The 16,716-nt window shown below is 53.2% G+C and carries 14 protein-coding genes; 8 read left to right on the top strand and 6 right to left on the bottom strand.

What is annotated here, in order from left to right; translation table 11 throughout:
* Positions 1-21: 21 nt before the first annotated feature.
* Positions 22-540 (top strand): M67 family metallopeptidase, encoded by a 519-nt coding sequence (locus TH19_RS11985; RefSeq protein WP_114102591.1) that lies wholly within the window; start codon positions 22-24, stop codon positions 538-540.
* Here the strand turns inward: TH19_RS11985 and TH19_RS11980 are convergent.
* From TH19_RS11980 to proV, 5 genes are all read right to left on the bottom strand, one after another.
* Positions 524-1,573, bottom strand: a complete 1,050-nt coding sequence (locus tag TH19_RS11980; protein WP_114102590.1) for a quaternary amine ABC transporter ATP-binding protein — start codon at positions 1,571-1,573, stop codon at positions 524-526. The genes TH19_RS11985 and TH19_RS11980 overlap by 17 nt on opposite strands.
* The gene (locus tag TH19_RS11975) at positions 1,570-2,436 is read right to left on the bottom strand and encodes an ABC transporter permease (protein ID WP_114102589.1); all 867 of its coding nucleotides are present in this window, start codon (positions 2,434-2,436) and stop codon (positions 1,570-1,572) included. The genes TH19_RS11980 and TH19_RS11975 overlap by 4 nt, the downstream gene beginning before the upstream one ends.
* A 206-nt stretch (positions 2,437-2,642) precedes the next feature.
* Entirely contained in the window at positions 2,643-3,659 is a 1,017-nt protein-coding gene (gene proX / locus TH19_RS11970) for a glycine betaine/L-proline ABC transporter substrate-binding protein ProX (RefSeq protein ID WP_114102588.1), read from the bottom strand.
* Positions 3,660-3,760: 101 nt separating this feature from the next.
* The gene (proW, locus tag TH19_RS11965; protein ID WP_114102587.1) at positions 3,761-4,879 is read right to left on the bottom strand and encodes a glycine betaine/L-proline ABC transporter permease ProW; all 1,119 of its coding nucleotides are present in this window, start codon (positions 4,877-4,879) and stop codon (positions 3,761-3,763) included.
* Entirely contained in the window at positions 4,872-6,077 is a 1,206-nt protein-coding gene (gene proV, locus TH19_RS11960) for a glycine betaine/L-proline ABC transporter ATP-binding protein ProV (RefSeq protein WP_114102586.1), read from the bottom strand. The genes proW and proV overlap by 8 nt, the downstream gene beginning before the upstream one ends.
* Before the next feature lie 251 nt (positions 6,078-6,328).
* Here proV and TH19_RS11955 point away from each other — a divergent pair, with 251 nt between their 5' ends.
* A complete protein-coding gene (locus TH19_RS11955; RefSeq protein ID WP_114102585.1) occupies positions 6,329-6,877 on the top strand; it encodes a MarR family winged helix-turn-helix transcriptional regulator in 549 nt (182 codons plus the stop codon).
* A gap of 79 nt (positions 6,878-6,956) precedes the next feature.
* Here TH19_RS11955 and TH19_RS11950 read toward each other — a convergent pair whose 3' ends face one another.
* Positions 6,957-7,958 carry an ABC transporter substrate-binding protein gene (locus TH19_RS11950; RefSeq protein WP_258547935.1) on the bottom strand — a complete coding sequence of 334 codons (1,002 nt, stop codon included), beginning with the start codon at positions 7,956-7,958 and terminating at the stop codon, positions 6,957-6,959.
* Between the two features lie 370 nt (positions 7,959-8,328).
* On the opposite strand from TH19_RS11950, the gene TH19_RS11945 reads away from it, so the two are divergent.
* The 6 genes from TH19_RS11945 to TH19_RS11915 all read left to right on the top strand — a co-directional run bounded on the left by TH19_RS11945 (position 8,329) and on the right by TH19_RS11915 (position 16,586).
* On the top strand, positions 8,329-9,162 hold the full coding sequence (locus tag TH19_RS11945) for a 3'-5' exonuclease (RefSeq protein ID WP_114102583.1): 834 nt from the start codon (positions 8,329-8,331) through the stop codon (positions 9,160-9,162).
* A 177-nt stretch (positions 9,163-9,339) separates the two neighbouring features.
* Complete coding sequence (locus TH19_RS11940) at positions 9,340-10,356, top strand: Fe(3+) ABC transporter substrate-binding protein (protein ID WP_114102582.1); 1,017 nt, start codon at positions 9,340-9,342, stop codon at positions 10,354-10,356.
* A 258-nt stretch (positions 10,357-10,614) separates the two neighbouring features.
* A complete protein-coding gene (locus TH19_RS11930; protein WP_114102580.1) occupies positions 10,615-11,640 on the top strand; it encodes a Fe(3+) ABC transporter substrate-binding protein in 1,026 nt (341 codons plus the stop codon).
* 223 nt (positions 11,641-11,863) lie between these two features.
* The gene (locus TH19_RS11925) at positions 11,864-13,624 is read left to right on the top strand and encodes an ABC transporter permease (RefSeq protein ID WP_114102728.1); all 1,761 of its coding nucleotides are present in this window, start codon (positions 11,864-11,866) and stop codon (positions 13,622-13,624) included.
* Between the two features lie 38 nt (positions 13,625-13,662).
* A complete protein-coding gene (locus tag TH19_RS11920; RefSeq protein WP_258547934.1) occupies positions 13,663-14,925 on the top strand; it encodes a molybdopterin molybdotransferase MoeA in 1,263 nt (420 codons plus the stop codon).
* 86 nt (positions 14,926-15,011) lie between these two features.
* Entirely contained in the window at positions 15,012-16,586 is a 1,575-nt protein-coding gene (locus TH19_RS11915) for an MBL fold metallo-hydrolase (RefSeq protein WP_114102726.1), read from the top strand.
* Positions 16,587-16,716 lie beyond the last annotated feature (130 nt).

Raw genomic sequence — 16,716 nt, 5'->3', positions numbered from 1 at the left:
GTAAAAGGGACTGGTCCGATCATGGGGGATTGTTCTAATATCACGGGTGGTAACGGGCAGGGGGCGGCCAGTGATTTGACCGTCTATTTGTCTAGTGTTCTGCACGATGCGCTTCGCGATCTTGCCGCCCTACAATGGCCCGAGGAATGCTGCGGACTTCTGATCGCGGCAAAGCAAAACCCCAATCGCATTGAGCGCGTTGTCGTTGCGCGTAATGTTGCGACCGATCCGCGCAAAACCTTTGAAATCGACCCTCAGGTCTTAATCGATACCTATCGCGCTGTGCGCAGTAGTGACGAGATGGTGGTCGGGTGTTTCCATTCCCATCCGAATGGAAATGTCCTACCATCAACAACGGATCGCGCGCGTGCGGATGTTGATGGTTTCCTGTGGTTGATCATCGCAACGGATCACAGCGGGGTGCTGAAAAGCGGCATGTATCGCGCCCGCCATCAGAAGTCGTCAAACCCCCGGGATGGTGAAACCATCCGTTATTTCCGTCGATGCAAATTGCTGTCTGAAGCTATCGGTCTGTACTGATTTCTTCGTCGCTCGGGGAAAGGGCCGCACCAATCTGTTGACGATCAATCAGGCCCACCGGTTGGTCATTGTGATCAACAACGACAATTGCCTGTTCTTGCTGCAAGGCAATGGGCAGGATGTCTTCAAGGCGGGCAGTATCACGCACATTGATGCGGCGGCTGTTATCTTCCAAAGCAACGTTTTGTTCTGACTGCATGATGCTTTTGGCCCGCAGGACTTTGGCGCGGTTTACATCACGGGTGAAGGTCCGGACATAGTCATCCGCCGGATGAAGGACGATTTCCTCGGGGCGTCCAACCTGCACAAGTTTGCCGTCCTTAAGGATTGCGATCCTGTCCCCGATTTTAAGGGCCTCGTCAAGATCGTGGGTGATAAAGACGATGGTTTTGTGAAGCTCTGCCTGAAGCTTCATCAGCTCGTCCTGCATGTCAGATCGGATCAGGGGGTCAAGAGCCGAAAAGGCCTCGTCCATCAACAGGACTTCGGGATCTGTTGCAAGGGCACGGGCAAGGCCGACGCGCTGCTGCATACCGCCTGACAGTTGATCGGGGAACTTGTCTTCGTATCGGCCAAGGCCGACACGATCAATCCACTTTCTGGCCGCTTCGTTGCGGGTTTTACGATCTGTTCCCTGTATTTCAAGCCCATAGGCAACATTATCAATCACGTTGCGATGGGGCAGTAACCCGAACCGTTGAAACACCATGCCAAGATATTTCCGCCGGAACGCATTCAGGGTCGGGATATCCATCGACAGAATATCCTGCCCATTGAATGAAATCGTGCCAGAGGTTGGATCGATCAGACGATTAAGGTGACGGATCAGGGTCGATTTACCCGATCCGGAAAGGCCCATCACAACAAATGTCTCCCCCTGTTCAATGGATAGGGAAACGTCATGCAGTCCCACAGTATGCCCGGTCTTGGCAAGGATTTCGTCCTTGTCTGAACCCGATTTTGCAAGTTCAAGTGCTGATTGCGGATCAGGGCCAAAGATTTTGAAAATATTGCGTATTTCGATATGGCTCATTGCGCATCCCCCGTGTTCGGGGTGCGTTGGGATCGCTTGCCATAGGCCTGACCAATTCGGTCAAACACGACGGCCAAAAGGACAATGGCGATACCGGCTTCCATGCCGGCACCAACATCAAGGCGCTGGATGCCCATCAAGACTTGCTCTCCCAGTCCGCGTGCCCCGATCATCGATGCAATCACCACCATGGAAATCGACATCATGGTGGTCTGATTGATGCCGGCCATGATGTTGGGAAGGGCAAGAGGCAGTTGCACGCCAAACAGGATTTGCTTGCGGCTGGCACCAAATGATCGCGATGCTTCAAGAACTTCCGGATCAACAAGACGAATACCCAGATCGGTCAGGCGAATGACCGGCGGGGCGGCATAGATCACAGTTGCAAGGATTGCCGGAACCTTGCCCAACCCGAACAGCATCAGGGCAGGGATCAAATACACAAAGCTTGGCATCGTCTGCATGGTATCCAGGATCGGCAACATGATGGCGCGCAGACGATTGGACATCGCCATTGCAATACCGACCGGAATACCGATCACGACCGAAAGAGACGTCGCAACGATCATCAGGGCAAGGGTCTGCATCGCCTTGTCCCAAAGCCCCAGCATGCCGATGATAAACATCGCAATCACAAGACCAAGGACCAACTTCCAGTTCTTGCTGGCATGCCAGGTGATGGCAGCAATAGCGATCAGAACCAGCCACCAGGGCGCACCGCGTAAAACCTGTTCAAGTGCGACAAGCAGGGTTAGCAAGCTGTCGGCAAAGGCCTCGAAAGCAGCACCATAATTGATCACCAGCCAATCAACGAACTGATTGACCCACTTGCCCAAAGGCACCTTCAATTGTTCTGGAAACATGGCGGTGACTGGCCCGTTCTGCGCAAAAAATCAATGAGCTGGAAGCCTAACAAGATCGTCAGGTGCATGCGACCGTAAATCGAAAAATGCCTGACATCTCCTGACAAATTTTGGTCTGCAAGAACAAAAAACACCCTGCCAGATTGCTTTGGCAGGGTGTTAAATTTCTGCTGATCAGATTGCGATCCGATCACGTGGCTTGCGAATTACTTCGCAGCCGCACGAGCCTGTTCAAGCCAGCCGTCAAAGGTCGCACGATGCCCTTTGATCCAGGCATCTGCATGACGGTCGATGTCTTCGGCAGATTTTTCACCGTCGCGCATACGCAGGTTCTGGGCCGAGATGTCGTTGGCCGAAACCTCCATGACTTCAAACAGCTTTGCGGCCGCCGGGTTGGCTTCTGCCCATGCCTTGTTGGCGATGATCTGCTGATTGTTGACCTGGAAGCCGAAATCCGAACCATCAGGAAGGGAGGTATCAGCTTCTTTACGTTCGCCCGGAAGCGACGAGAACGGAACCTGCAACCAGGTTACGTCTTTGCCCGGAACCAGAACACCCGAAACCCAATACGGGGTCCAGGTGTAATACAGGATCGATTCACCGGCTTTGTAACGGGTGATGGTGTCGGCGATAATGGCAGAATAAGAACCCTGATTGTGGGTGACGGTGTCACGCAGGCCATAGGCATCAAGGTGATGTTCGATCACACCTTCGCAGCCCCAACCCGGGTTGCAGCCCGAAAGATCGGCTTTGCCATCGCCATTGTTGTCAAACAGTTTGGCAATTTCAGGATCGGCAAGCTGGCTGACATTGGTGATGTTGTATTTGTCGGCGGTTTTCTTGTCGATCAGGTAACCCTGAAGGGCACCCGGCGAATAAACACCTTTGCGATAGATTTTCTCGTCACCGCCAGCAGCCGTGTAGAAATCGGCATGCAGCGGGTTCCAGTGATCGGCAAGGAAGGTCGCATCGCCGTTACCAATGGCAACGTGACCGGCTGCATATTCAATTTCTTGAATCGGTTTGACGTCATAGCCAAGTTCTTCAAGGGCCTTCATGACCAGAAGGGTCTGGAAGGTTTCTTCGGCAATCGAGCTTTTAAGCGGCTGTACTTCAACGCCTTTGCCCGGCACTGCGGCATCGGCAAAGGCCACGCCGGTCATCAGCATCGAGCCGGTAACAGCAATCGCAGCACCCGTTGTCAGTTTCTTGAGGATCGTCATAAGCTTCTCCTGAGTTTAATGAGCCATGGGCAGTTATCTGCCCCTGTTCTTCAAACTGACGGGGCCGGGAATGACCCCGTCAGTTATTCCGGTAATGGATGTTATTTTTTGCCAAGGACCGAACGGACCAGCGCTGCCGGGCCGCTTTCGTACCAGTGACGTGTCCCTTTGGATCGCTGATCACGGCCCAGTGCCTGGGTCATGCGATCCAGTACAATGGCAAGAAGGACAATGCCGATGCCGCCAATGGTGGCCAGTCCCATATCAAGACGGCCAATGCCGCGCAGAACCATCTGGCCAAGTCCGCCAACCGCAATCATCGAGGCGATCACCACCATCGAAAGTGCCAGCATCAGGGTCTGGTTCACCCCCGCCATAATAGTCGGCATCGCCAAGGGTAATTGAACGCGGAACAGAAGCTGTTTCGGGCTTGCACCAAACGAACGTGCTGCTTCGACCAGATCGCCGGGCACCTGACGGATACCAAGAATGGTCAGGCGGATCAGCGGCGGCAGGGCAAAGATAATCGTCACAACCACGCCCGGTACATTGCCGATGCCAAACAGCATCACAATCGGTACCAGATACACAAAGGCTGGTGTTGTCTGCATCGCATCAAGGATCGGGCGTACAGCATTGGCGGCACGTTCGTTGCGCGCCAGCCATATGCCGGTAGGAAGACCGATTACCACACAGAAAAATACCGACGTGATGACAAGCGACAGGGTAACCATCGCCTCGGACCAGGCGCCAATCAAGCCAACGGCAACCATCGAAATCAATGTGCCGATGGCCAGACGGCGACCGGCAAGCTGCCATGCGATCAGCGCCATGATAATTATGACGATGATGGCAGGCGTTGCCTGAAGGCCGGATTCAACACCGGTCAGGACCGCATCAATTGGCCAGCGAATGGCCTGAAATACGCTTCTGAAATGGGTGACAACCCATTCAAGGCCATCATTGACCCAGCCATCCAACGGGATGACTGCATCCTGAAACGGATGCAGGATGTCAAAATGCTTTTCCGGGGCGGGGGCCGCGTTTGACAACCAGTCCGTGGAAGAGGCAGCAGCGTCACCGCCCGCACTTCCGCCCGGGCCGCTGGCGGCGGTATCGGGGCTTGTGCTTCCCCACGGGTTGCTGTTTGCCGCAGGCGCGGAACTGTCGGCAGTGCCAGCATCAGTGCTTTGGCCCCATGGATTACTGTTATCAGCCATTGATGCCGTCTCCTTCCCGGTCAAGAGTTGCCAGAAGGTTGGCCTTCTTTATGACGCCCAGATATTTGCCGTTTTCTCCGATCACCGGAACGCCACACGGGGCATGCGCCACCGTGCCGATCAGGTCGGAGACCTGCGTGTCGCCGGAAATCGGTTCAACATCTGGAAGGAAAGCTTCGGACAGTTTGGTTTTTCCGGCCTTGATTGCCTCATCAAGACTGTCGATGGAAATCACACCGTGGAAATCGATTTTGTCGCCAACGACGTAGCCAAATTCCCGATCTTCCTTGTTCAGGCGGTTGATCGCGGTTTTAAGACCAACACCTTCGCGTTCGATGACAGTGACCTGACGTTTAACGGCAATGTCCTTGGCGCTGAGGATCGTGGATACATCCACGCCACGGAAGAACGATTTGACATAGTCGTTTGCCGGATTGTTCAGGATTTCTTCGGGGCTTCCGACCTGAACAACGATACCGCCTTGCATGATGGCGATGCGATCACCGATCCGCATTGCTTCGTCAAGGTCATGGGAAATGAAGATGATCGTGCGTTTATGTTCACGCTGCAGGGTCAAAAGTTCGTCCTGCATTTCGGTTCGGATCAAGGGGTCGAGCGCAGAGAACGCCTCGTCCATCAGCATGACAGCCGGATCATTGGCCAATGCACGGGCAAGTCCGACGCGCTGCTGCATGCCGCCCGAAAGTTCGTCGGGATATGAATTGGCATGTGCCTTTAGTCCGACCTGATCAAGGGCGGCAAGGGCGCGTTCATGGCGCTCTGCCTCGTCAACACCGGCAAGTTCGAGGCCAAAGGCCGCATTATCAATCACCGATAAATGCGGCATCAGGGCAAAGGACTGGAACACCATGGCCATGTCGCTACGACGCAGCGCACGCAGTTCTTCATCGGACATCGCGGCAATGTCGACGCCATCATAAAGAACCTGACCGGATGTCGGTTCGATCAAACGGTTCAGCAATCGAACCAGTGTGGATTTGCCAGAACCTGAAAGACCCATCACAACGAAAATTTCACCCTCATGGACGGTGAAATTGGCGCCACATACGCCCACAGTCTGTCCGGTTCTGTCAAAAATTTCGTCTTTGTCGATGCCGTCATTGATCATTTGCATGGCTTGATCAGGACGCTCGCCAAAGACTTTATACAGGTCTTTTACAACGATTTTTTCGGTCATGAGTCCTTGTCGATTTTGGGCGACAACAGCCCGATTCCCGCCGGTGAAAAAATATCGGCGAGGTCAGAATGCTTATCGGTTTTTTTTCAATGTGAAGCTCGTGCCGCGGTGGCGGGGATCCGCCGTTCCGACGCACGGTTTCACAAATCTCGTTATATTCACTAAAGTGATAGTTACAGTTCAAAACATTTGATGTCAAATGATAGTGGCGTTAAGTTGACCCGGCTGCGAATGATGAAAGGTGTGCGAATATGGCAACGAACAAGCCAAGACGTAAGGAGTTTCTTGATGTTTTGGTCGCTCTGCGACAGATCATTCGCGCAACAGACCTTCATTCAAAACATGTGATGAAGGTTTGTGGTCTTACTGTTCCGCAGCTTGTTGTGCTATTGGCGATCGAAGAATTGGGTGCGGTTACCGTGCGCGAGATTTCGCGCCACGTGTCGCTTAGTCAGGCGACGGTAACAACGATCCTGAACCGGCTTGAAGAACGCGGCTTTATCATTCGCACGCGTAATGCCAACGACAAACGTGTGGTCAATAGCCGTCTGACGGATAAGGGGCGGGAGGTGTTGATCAATACACCGCCGTTGCTTGATGATCATTTCATGCAGTCGTATGAAATGCTTGGCCAGCACGAACGCGGAAAAATCCTGTCGTCGCTGCAAAAAGTTGCCTGCCTGATGGCATCGGATGATGTCGACCCGCGTCCGCCGACCATGGGTCGGATTATCACCGCGGATGACGAACCATCAGAACAGCTTTACGAGTACGGACATCAATCGAATGAAGACGCATAGACATATCTGCACAAAGCAAGGCGCAGATATTTCACTGCGCCTTGCGTAAGCTGTTTCACTTTATAGAAATCTGATCGGTCTAAAGCGCGCTTTCAACCCGCTTGGCAACCGCATCCGGTACCCATGATTTCCAGATTTCCGGCTTCTGTTTCAGGAAGTAAAGAGCAGCCCCCTCTGGCTTTTCATCGTTTTCCTGCATGTAAGCCAGCATTTCCGAAACCAGTGCGTTACTGGTTTCGTAATGGGTCAGGAAGGTGACAAGGCTGGGCGCGGCCTTCATGAATGCGGTATTTACGCCGACCGTGACCGTGCTTTGCGGATAGGCGGTTGCCTTTTTCGGTTCAGGATCCGTTTTCAACGCGTCGAAAATAGCCGGATCGTAAGCCGGTTCTTTCAGACGGTAACTGTCATAAAGTCCCATCACCCATGTCGGTCCCCAGTAGTAGTAAAGGGCCGGTTTGCCACGTTTATGGGCCGATGCAATAGCCGCAGACAATGCGGCACCGGTTCCTGGGCGGAAATTGGTGTAGCTTTCATCAAGCCGATAGGCATGTAGCTTGGCCGAATTGACTTTTTCACAAACCCAACCCGATGGGCAGTTGTAAAAACGGCCTTTGCCGGGTTCTTCGGGATCGGAAAACAGATCAATATATTTTGAAAGATCAGAAACCGATTTCAGGTCCGGTGCCATCGGTTCGATCCCGCGCGCTGCATCGCCTTCGATCACATAGCGCGGCACAAACCATCCTTCGATGGCATCGTCAAAATTGACGCCGATCTGGCTGACTGTTCCGGCGGCTTCGGCCTTTTTCCAGGCATCGGCCACATTGTCGCGCCAGATTTCCATGACAACATCAACATCGCCTTTGCCAGCCCCGGTCAAAAGCGGAATGACATCGCCGGGCAGGGCATCCGTTTTGCACCCATATCCTTTTTCGATGATGAAGCGTGCCACGGCATTGTGAAACAGCGCGCTATCATAGTTAAGTCCGGCAAACATCACCGGCCGGTCTATTTCGCAAGACGCGGTGTCGGCCTTGGCGCTTGATATGAATGGGGAAAATGCGAGGCCAACGGCCATTAGCATTGCGGCTCCGGTAGGCAGGGTTTTCATCCTTCTGTCCCTTCGTGGTTGCGGTCCGGAATCGCATCAAATGCACTGTCTTTGCGGCGTTTGGCCCATGATCATCAGTGGCGGATTGCCCATTATGATCAGACGGTGCCCCTGATACAGGTATGGCAAGTTTAACCGTGGGTTTAAAATTGATGCAACCCCCGGTCAGTCAGGTAACCGTGACGTGATCACGATTGCATGTTGGCATTATTACCGATTGCTCCTGACAGGGATGGCAGGAGATGTCAGGTAGACTTGGATAAATGGATGCGGATATTTCCGTGAATTTCGCCGCGCATGTCGTTAAGTTGGGCAAAACAAATCCGTGGGGCCAGTGATGATGCATTCCAGTCTGTTCGTCTTTGATATCGAAACCGTTCCCGATATCGATGTTTTGCCGCAACTGACCGGCGAAACCGCACCAGGCCCGGAAACGGGCCGCAAGATGCTTGAAGACTATCATCTGGAAATCACCAGTGGCCGCAACGGGTTCCCGCGACAGCCGTTTCACAAGGTGGTCGCCATCAGTTTCCTGCGCGCAACGATCCAGCGTGACGGCGATCTTGAAATGTACGAGATCGAAGAACTGCGATCCGGTGGTGATTTGACATCCGAGGAAAAGGACCTTGTGAACGGGTTCTTTGCCTATTGCGGGAAACTGTATCCCCGATTGGTCAGTTTCAACGGGCGCGGATTTGATTTGCCGGTTTTAAAATACCGCGCGATGAAGCACGGGGTCACGGCCCGGTGGCTGCATCAGGCAACAAATAAATGGGAAAACTACACGTCGCGTTATGCCCCGAACTGGCATTGTGACCTTGCCGAAGTCCTTTCCGATTACGGTGCATCTGCACGTACCAAAATGAACGAGGTTTGTGCAGCCCTTGATTTGCCTGGCAAAACCGGGGTCGATGGCAGCAAGGTTTCGGACATGTATGACAATGGCGAGATTGATGGCATCCGGCGTTATTGCGAAACCGACGTCCTGAATACCTATTTGTTGTATCTGCGTCACGCGCTGCATACCGGTTTGACCGATCATGACGGCTATAATCACGCCATCAACCTGACGGTCGGGTGGCTTGAAGAACGGGCAGGGGATATTCCTGCCTATCAGGAATTCCTGGATGCCTGGCGCGCATCAAGTGGTGGATCATTTAACGTTCTCTGAGGCTCCAAGCGGTTTTATATCCCTGAGTTCGCATAAGTGATGCGCTTCACAGTCGTGGTGTGTTGGCGGCGAACCTTTATTGAAATGAAGACGGATACCCCTTAATTGCAAATGCAGTTGCAAGTGAGTTGCAACTAAGGGGTTGAAACGTCGTTACGTTCAATAGGGATCGTTCAAATGGAATTCAGAAAAGTTATCGGTGGTGCCGTATTTGGCATGACCGCGTTTGCGGCAACTCTTGCCAGCGCACAGGAAGTCAATGTCTACTCCCTGCGCCAGGAGTTTCTGGTTGCACCATTGTTTGAAAAATTCACCGAACAGACCGGTGTTAAGGTCAATGTGATCTTTGCTGAAAAAGGTTTGGTCGAGCGTATCAAACAGGAAGGCGCAAACAGCCCGGCAGATATTCTGATGACCGTTGATATCAGCCGTATTCAGCAGGCTGTTGATGCCGGCGTAACGGATTCTGTTTCCAATGGCGTCATTGATGCGAACATTCCTGCGCATCTGCGTGATCCGGAAGGTCACTGGTTCGCGCTGACCCAGCGTGGTCGCGCCATTTATGCGTCCAAAGATCGCGTGGCAGAAGGTGAGATCGCCTCCTACGAAGATTTGGCGGATCCGAAATGGGAAGGCAAGATTTGCACCCGTTCCGGCACCCACGACTATAACATTGCGCTGTTTGCTTCGATGATTGCCGTTCACGGCGAAGAGAAAGCCAAAACCTGGCTTGAAGGCCTGAAAAACAACCTTGCGCGCAAGCCGCAGGGCAATGACCGTGGCCAGGTAAAGGCGATCAAGGAAGGCGAATGCGATCTTGCCATCGGTAACACCTATTACTTCGGCAAGATGCTTGATGATGAAGAACAGCGTACCTGGGCTGAGTCAGTAAACATCGTCTTCCCGAACCAGAATGATCGTGGCATGTCGATGAATATTTCCGGCATGAGCCTGATCAAAAGTGCGCCGAACCGAGACAACGCCGTCAAATTGATGGAATTCCTGACCGGTGATGTTGCCCAGCAGATTTACGCCGAAGTGAACTATGAATACCCGGTGAAGCCGGGTGTTGAATGGGCGGAAAACGTCAAGTCCTGGGGAACCTTCAAGGCAGACGAGCTCCCGCTGGCCGAGATTGCCCGTCTGAGCCCGGATGCGATCAAGATGGTCGATCAGATCGGCTATAATGAATAATCTGTCGGTAATCCGATTGCAGATTTTCAAAGGGATGGTGTTTGCCATCCCTTTTTTTGTTCGGCTTTACGTTCTTCACGAAAGTGACAAACCAAAGGGGATAGGGGCCCTTTGGGCGGAAACCCGTTTCATTTACATTGCACCCATGTGGTTTTCGGACTTGCAAAATCATGGACCGAACCTTTAATTTCCCGGACGGCGAATACAAATCATTCCTAATTGCTGTGTGATCACACAGCGCATCCACACGAGGCATTCATGATTTTTCTGCGCAAAACGGTCTATGGTCTGGTCGCAGCGGCTATGGGGTTGTCCATGATCCAATCCGCCCAAGCAGCAGAAGAAGTCAATGTCTATTCCTTGCGGCAGCCGTTTCTGATTGAGCCTATGTTCAAACGGTTTACCGAGGAAACCGGCATTCGTGTGAATACCCTGTTCTCGCAAAGCGGCCTTGTGGAACGTATCAAGCATGAAGGCCGTAATAGTCCGGCTGACCTGCTTTTGACGGTTGATATCGGCCGTATTCAGGATGCGGTTGATGCCGACATTGCCCAGCCGCTGACAAGTGACGTACTCAGCAAAAATATTCCAGGTCAGTTCCGTGACGAAAACAATCTCTGGATCGGTCTGACCACGCGCGCGCGCGTGATTTACACGTCAATTGACCGTGTTGCTCCGGATGCAATCGCGAGTTACGAAGACCTTGCCGATCCAAAATGGAAGGGACGCATTTGTGTCCGTTCCGGGATGCATGTTTATAACATCGCCCTGATTGCCTCGATGATTGCCCATCATGGCGAAGAATATACCAAAACCTGGCTGACCGCGCTTAAGGACAACCTTGCGCGCAAGCCGCAAGGTGCGGACATCGACCAGATCGAAGCCGTATCCCAGGGCGTTTGCGATGTGGCGATTGGCAATTCCTATTATTACGGCAAGATGCTTGACGATCCGAACAAGGCACCGGCCGCAAAGCAGGCGCGTATTGTCTTCCCCAATCAGGGGGATCGCGGCACACACGTCAATATTTCCGGTGTTGCCTTGATGAAACATGCCCCGAACAAGGAAAATGCGATCAAACTGGTCGAATTCCTGTCGGGGGATGAAGCCCAGCACATGTATGCAGACATCAATTTCGAATATCCGGTCAAGCCGGGGGTGGCTTGGTCGGAAATGGTGCGTTCATGGGGCACCTTTAACCATGATGCACTGGCATTGAACGTTGTTGCGGAAAATCGCGGTGCGGCGATCCGTTTGATCGACGAAGTCGGGTTCAACGAATAAGCGTTGGAGGCAAAAATCGATTTTGCGGTTTCGGCTGATATGAACCGGAAAATTGATTGAGCTCATGGCGGGTGGAAAATCGGCGACTAATGTGCCTGAAAGCATTGTCTTTATAGGGTGATGGAGCCGGAACATTTGCCTTTGACAGTCATTGCAGGCTATCACGACATAGCAAACCGGCTTCTTGCATAATTTGCCTTCGACGATTGAGACGGAAACCGCCTTGAACAACGCATGTCACACGCAAAAGGATGACGACGGTCGTCCTGCCGCCGTTACCGAAACGCTTGATCCAATGCGCACACCGGGCGGTAATGTTGCCATGCGCTGGTTGCCGCGTGGCCAATCGTCGGTTTGGTTAATCGGTGCATTCATCATTGCGATGATGGTGGCTGCACCGATCATTGCTGTTGCCTATCTGGCATTTTTCCCGACCGAGAATATCTGGCCACATCTGGCATCGACCATGTTGCCGCGTTACGTCAAAAACACCGCGGTACTGATGTTGGGCGTCGGGATTGGTGTGACATTGCTGGGCGTTTCGGCGGCATGGGTTGTGACCATGTGCAAGCTGCCGGGCAAGCGGTTCTTTGAATGGGCGATGCTTTTGCCGATGGCGGTTCCGGCCTATATCGTTGCCTATGTTTATACCGACCTTCTGGAATATGCCGGACCGGTTCAACGTTTGTTGCGCGGTATCTTTGGCTGGTCATCGGCGGCTGATTACTGGTTCCCCGATATCCGTACCAAGGGCGGGGCGATCATGGTCCTTAGCCTGACGCTTTACCCTTATGTTTATATGCTGGCGCGCGCAGCATTTCTGGCGCAATCGATCTGTGTGATCGAGGCGGCCCGCGTTCTGGGTCGCAGTGCATGGAGTTCATTTGTCACTGTGGCACTGCCCTTGGCGCGTCCGGCAATTGTTGTTGGGGTTGTCATCGCCCTGATGGAAACGCTCAATGATTTCGGCACGATTGATTTCTTTGCGGTTCATACCCTGACGGCTGGTGTTTTCAATGTCTGGCTTGGCATGGGTAATGCCGGCGGGGCTGCTCAGATTGCGCTTACCATGCTGGCCGTTGTCATCGCACTTCTGCTGATTGAGCGTTATTCTCGCCGTCGCCAGCGCTTCCACGATACGACGAACCGCTATCAGGAACTTCCGGGGTATGATCTTGGTCCGATGGCCAAGGTCGGGGCGCTTGCGATTTGCATTCTGCCGATCGTGTTGGGCTTTGTTATTCCGTCACTTGTGCTGATTTATTATTCGGTCGGCTATTTTGATCAAAGCTGGACGGCGGATTTCTTTGAATTTGCCGGTAACAGTCTTCTGGTCTCGGGGCTTGCAACTGCACTTGCTGTCGGGTGTGCCTTGTTTATGGCCTATGCGCTGCGTTTGTTCCCGCAGCCATTCCTGAAATTCTTTGTGCGTTTGTCATCGGTTGGCTATGCGGTGCCCGGTGCTGTTCTTGCCATCGGGGTGCTGATCCCGTTTGCACGGTTTGATAACGCCCTTGATGCGGTCATGCGTGATACGTTTGGTATCTCGACCGGCCTGTTACTGAGCGGGACGGTGTTCGCACTGGTGTTTGCCTATGCCGTGCGTTTCATGGCGGTATCATATGGCTCCATCGAGGCGGCTCTTGGCAAAGTACGACCCAGCATGGATGATGCAGCCCGAACCCTTGGTGAAAGCCCTTGGGGAACGTTAAAGCGCATTCATTTCCCGATGATCCGCGGGGGCATTCTGGCAGCATCGGTCTTGGTGTTTGTTGATGGCATGAAGGAACTTCCGGCAACACTGATCCTGCGTCCCTTTAATTTTGATACACTTGCGACCCATGTTTATCAGTTCGCCAAGGACGAGATGATAGAACAGGCGGCCCTTGGGGCGCTGACAATTGTTCTGGTTGGTGTCGTGCCGGTGATTATGCTGAGCCGGGCCATTTCACGATCCCGCCCTGGCCACAGCAACGAGTCCTGAACCCATTATCCATAACATCGGGCCCATAACATCGGGCAATGACCAAGATGCAAGATATCAAACCCGGACTGACCCCGCTTTCTGAGGCACTTGAAATCGCATTTGCCGAAGTCGCCATGCGCGACGACGTTGAAGAACGCCCTTTGACCGCATGCTATGGCGCGGTGTTGCGCGAAGATGTCATTGCCAGCGTTTCGGTTCCATCTGTTGATAATTCGGCAATGGATGGATATGCGCTTCGTTTTGCCGATCTGGCGAAACTTGACGGTGCTGTGAAGGTCGCAGGCGTATCACTTGCCGGGCATCCATATGCCGAAACAATCCCGGAAGGGACCGCCATCCGCATTGCCACCGGTGCGGCCATTCCCGATGGGGCAGATTGCGTCATCATTCAGGAAAATGTCATTGCCAATGACGATGAAACCGTCATCGAAATCGCCCAAGATGTGATTGCCCGGACCAAGCTGCATCAAAACATCCGTTGGACCGGGGAAGATATCAAATCCGGTGATGTGGTTCTGAAAGCAGGCATGGTTCTGCGCCCGCAAGATATTGCCATTGCCGCCGGGCAGGGATGTGGTTTCCTGAAGGTGGCCAAGCCGCTTAAGGTTGCGGTGTTTTCGACCGGGGATGAACTGGCCAAGCCGGGTGATCCGTTGCCACCGGGTGGTATCTATGATTCCAACCGTTTTGCGATGATCGGTATGTTGCGCGATATCGGTTGCGACGTGACCGATCTTGGTTTGCTGGCCGATGATTTTGATGTGCTGCGCGATGCCATCGGGGATGCAGCGAAAAGGCATGATGTGGTAATGACATCGGGCGGGGTATCGGTCGGCAAGGCCGATCTTTTAAAACCGGTTGTTGATCATCTGGGTGAAATCACGGCGTGGAAATTGGCGATCAAACCCGGAAAACCATTGATGCGTGGCAAGATTGGCGACTGTCTGGTGATCGGTCTGCCGGGCAATCCGGTGTCGGTACTGGTGTCCGGGTTGCTCTATGTGATGCCGCTTTTGCGCCATGTGATGGGGGCAGAAAAATCACAAACGGCCCCGGTGCGCATGCCGGTGCGTGCGGGCTTTGATTTCCGTCGCGGGACCGGACGGCGAGAATGGTTGCGGGCGCGTCTAGTGCAAAATGACGATGGTGCATTTGAGGCCGTGGCTTTTTCGTCTACCAGTTCCGGCATGCTGTCATCGATGGTTTGGGCCGACGGATTGATCGAAATACCCGAAAATTGCGGCGCTGTATCAAGGGGTGATACGGTCTTGTACTTGCCGCTTCGCGGTTTGCAATAAGCCTTTTGAAAAGTGATCCATATCATTGCAATGACAGGGGAATTCCCTGATCCTTGTCGCCTTGTTTATGCATGGGAGAACCGGCAATGACCGTATCGGTGACGTTTTGTGGTGCAGCAGGTGGTGTGACCGGTTCATGCTATTGGCTGCAAACAGATCATGGAAGTTTTCTGGTCGATTGCGGCATGTTTCAGGGCAGCAAGACCGTCCGTGAATTGAACTATGGTCCGTTTCCGTTCAAGGCCGAGGAAATTTCGGCCGTTCTGTTGACCCATGCACATATCGATCATTCGGGCTTGTTGCCCAAGCTTGTCAAAGCCGGTTTTGCAAATTCGATCATGGCGACCGAGCCGACCTGCGATCTGTTGACCTATATGTTGCCCGATTCCGGCTATATCCAGGAAAGCGAAGTCGAACGGTTAAACCGCCGCAATGCGCGTCGCGGGCGCCCCGAAGTGACCCCGATCTATACCCGTAAGGATGCTGAACAAACGCTTTTGCAGCTGACACCGGTTGAATATCACAAATGGCAGGATGTGATCGAAGGTGTTCGGGCAAGGTTCTGGGATGCGGGGCATTTGTTGGGATCAGCCTCCATCGAGGTAGAGGTGGCTTCTGGCAGCAAGGATGAAAAGCCGACCCGTTTGCTGTTTTCCGGCGATATCGGAACCGGGGAGGCGGTGTTTAACGAGGCCCCCGAAGGCCCGTCCGATCTTGATTATCTGTTTGTCGAGACGACTTATGGTGATCGCAACCGCCCGGAAGTCACCGATGATGAACGCCGTGCGATGTTGGGCAAGGAAGTCCGCGAGGCATTGTTGGCGGGCGGAAACCTGGTGATCCCGAGTTTTGCTGTGGCCCGAACACAGGAACTGATGGTCGATCTGGCGCATTTGTTTAATCGCGGGCAATTGCCCGAGGCGAATGTCTTTGTCGACAGTCCGCTTGCCCGGCACGCGACCGATGTCTTTGCCCGGCACCTTAAGCCCGAAGATGCGCGTGCATTGGAACATCCGAAGTTCCATATGGTTCCCGATGTGGATGCCAGTAAACAACTGGCCCGGATCACCAGCGGCGCGATCATTATTTCAGCAAGTGGCATGTGTGATGCTGGTCGAATTCGATATCATCTGAAAAATAATCTGTGGCGGTCGAATTGCACGGTTCTGCTGGTTGGTTTTCAGGCTGCCGGATCGTTTGGCCGCGTCTTGCAGCAAGGCGCCAAACATGTCCGCATTCACGGCGAAGAAATCGAAGTTCATGCCCGCATTCGAACCCTTGATGTGTATTCCGGCCATGCGGATCAGGATATGCTCTTGCGCTGGACGCGTGACAGACTACCTGTGGCCAAGCGCGTTTTCCTGACCCATGGCGAGGAAGGGGCGCGTACAGCATTCCAGCAAGTTCTCAAGGCCACTGACATCCCGGAAGAAAAAATATCCCTGCCGATGCTTGATGACACAGTGATCCTGAAAAAAGGAACGCTGCACATCGCGCAAAACAAACCGCGACTCTCTGGCGAAGAGCTGTCGCGTGATGACTGGCACAATATGTACGCAGGCACCATTACGGCACTTTCGGACAAGTTACGGTCGATGTCGACGCCAGCAGAAAGACAGAAGCTGCTCGAAAAAGTCTTGCGCGATATCGGGTCAGTGTGAGAGCAATTAGCTTGGAAAACAATGAGCAAACCGGATCATCAGATTACGGTAATGCTTGCTAATAAAAGATATCCTGTCACCCTGTGCACGGGATGGGACAGTTTGAATAACTACGCAGACGGGCGGATAT

Origin of the sequence: Thalassospira profundimaris, assembly GCF_003326675.1 — a bacterium.
In the GTDB taxonomy this organism is placed as follows: domain Bacteria; phylum Pseudomonadota; class Alphaproteobacteria; order Rhodospirillales; family Thalassospiraceae; genus Thalassospira; species Thalassospira aquimaris.
Note: the sequence above shows the minus strand (reverse complement) of the source record. Positions and strands in the feature narration are given on the sequence as shown.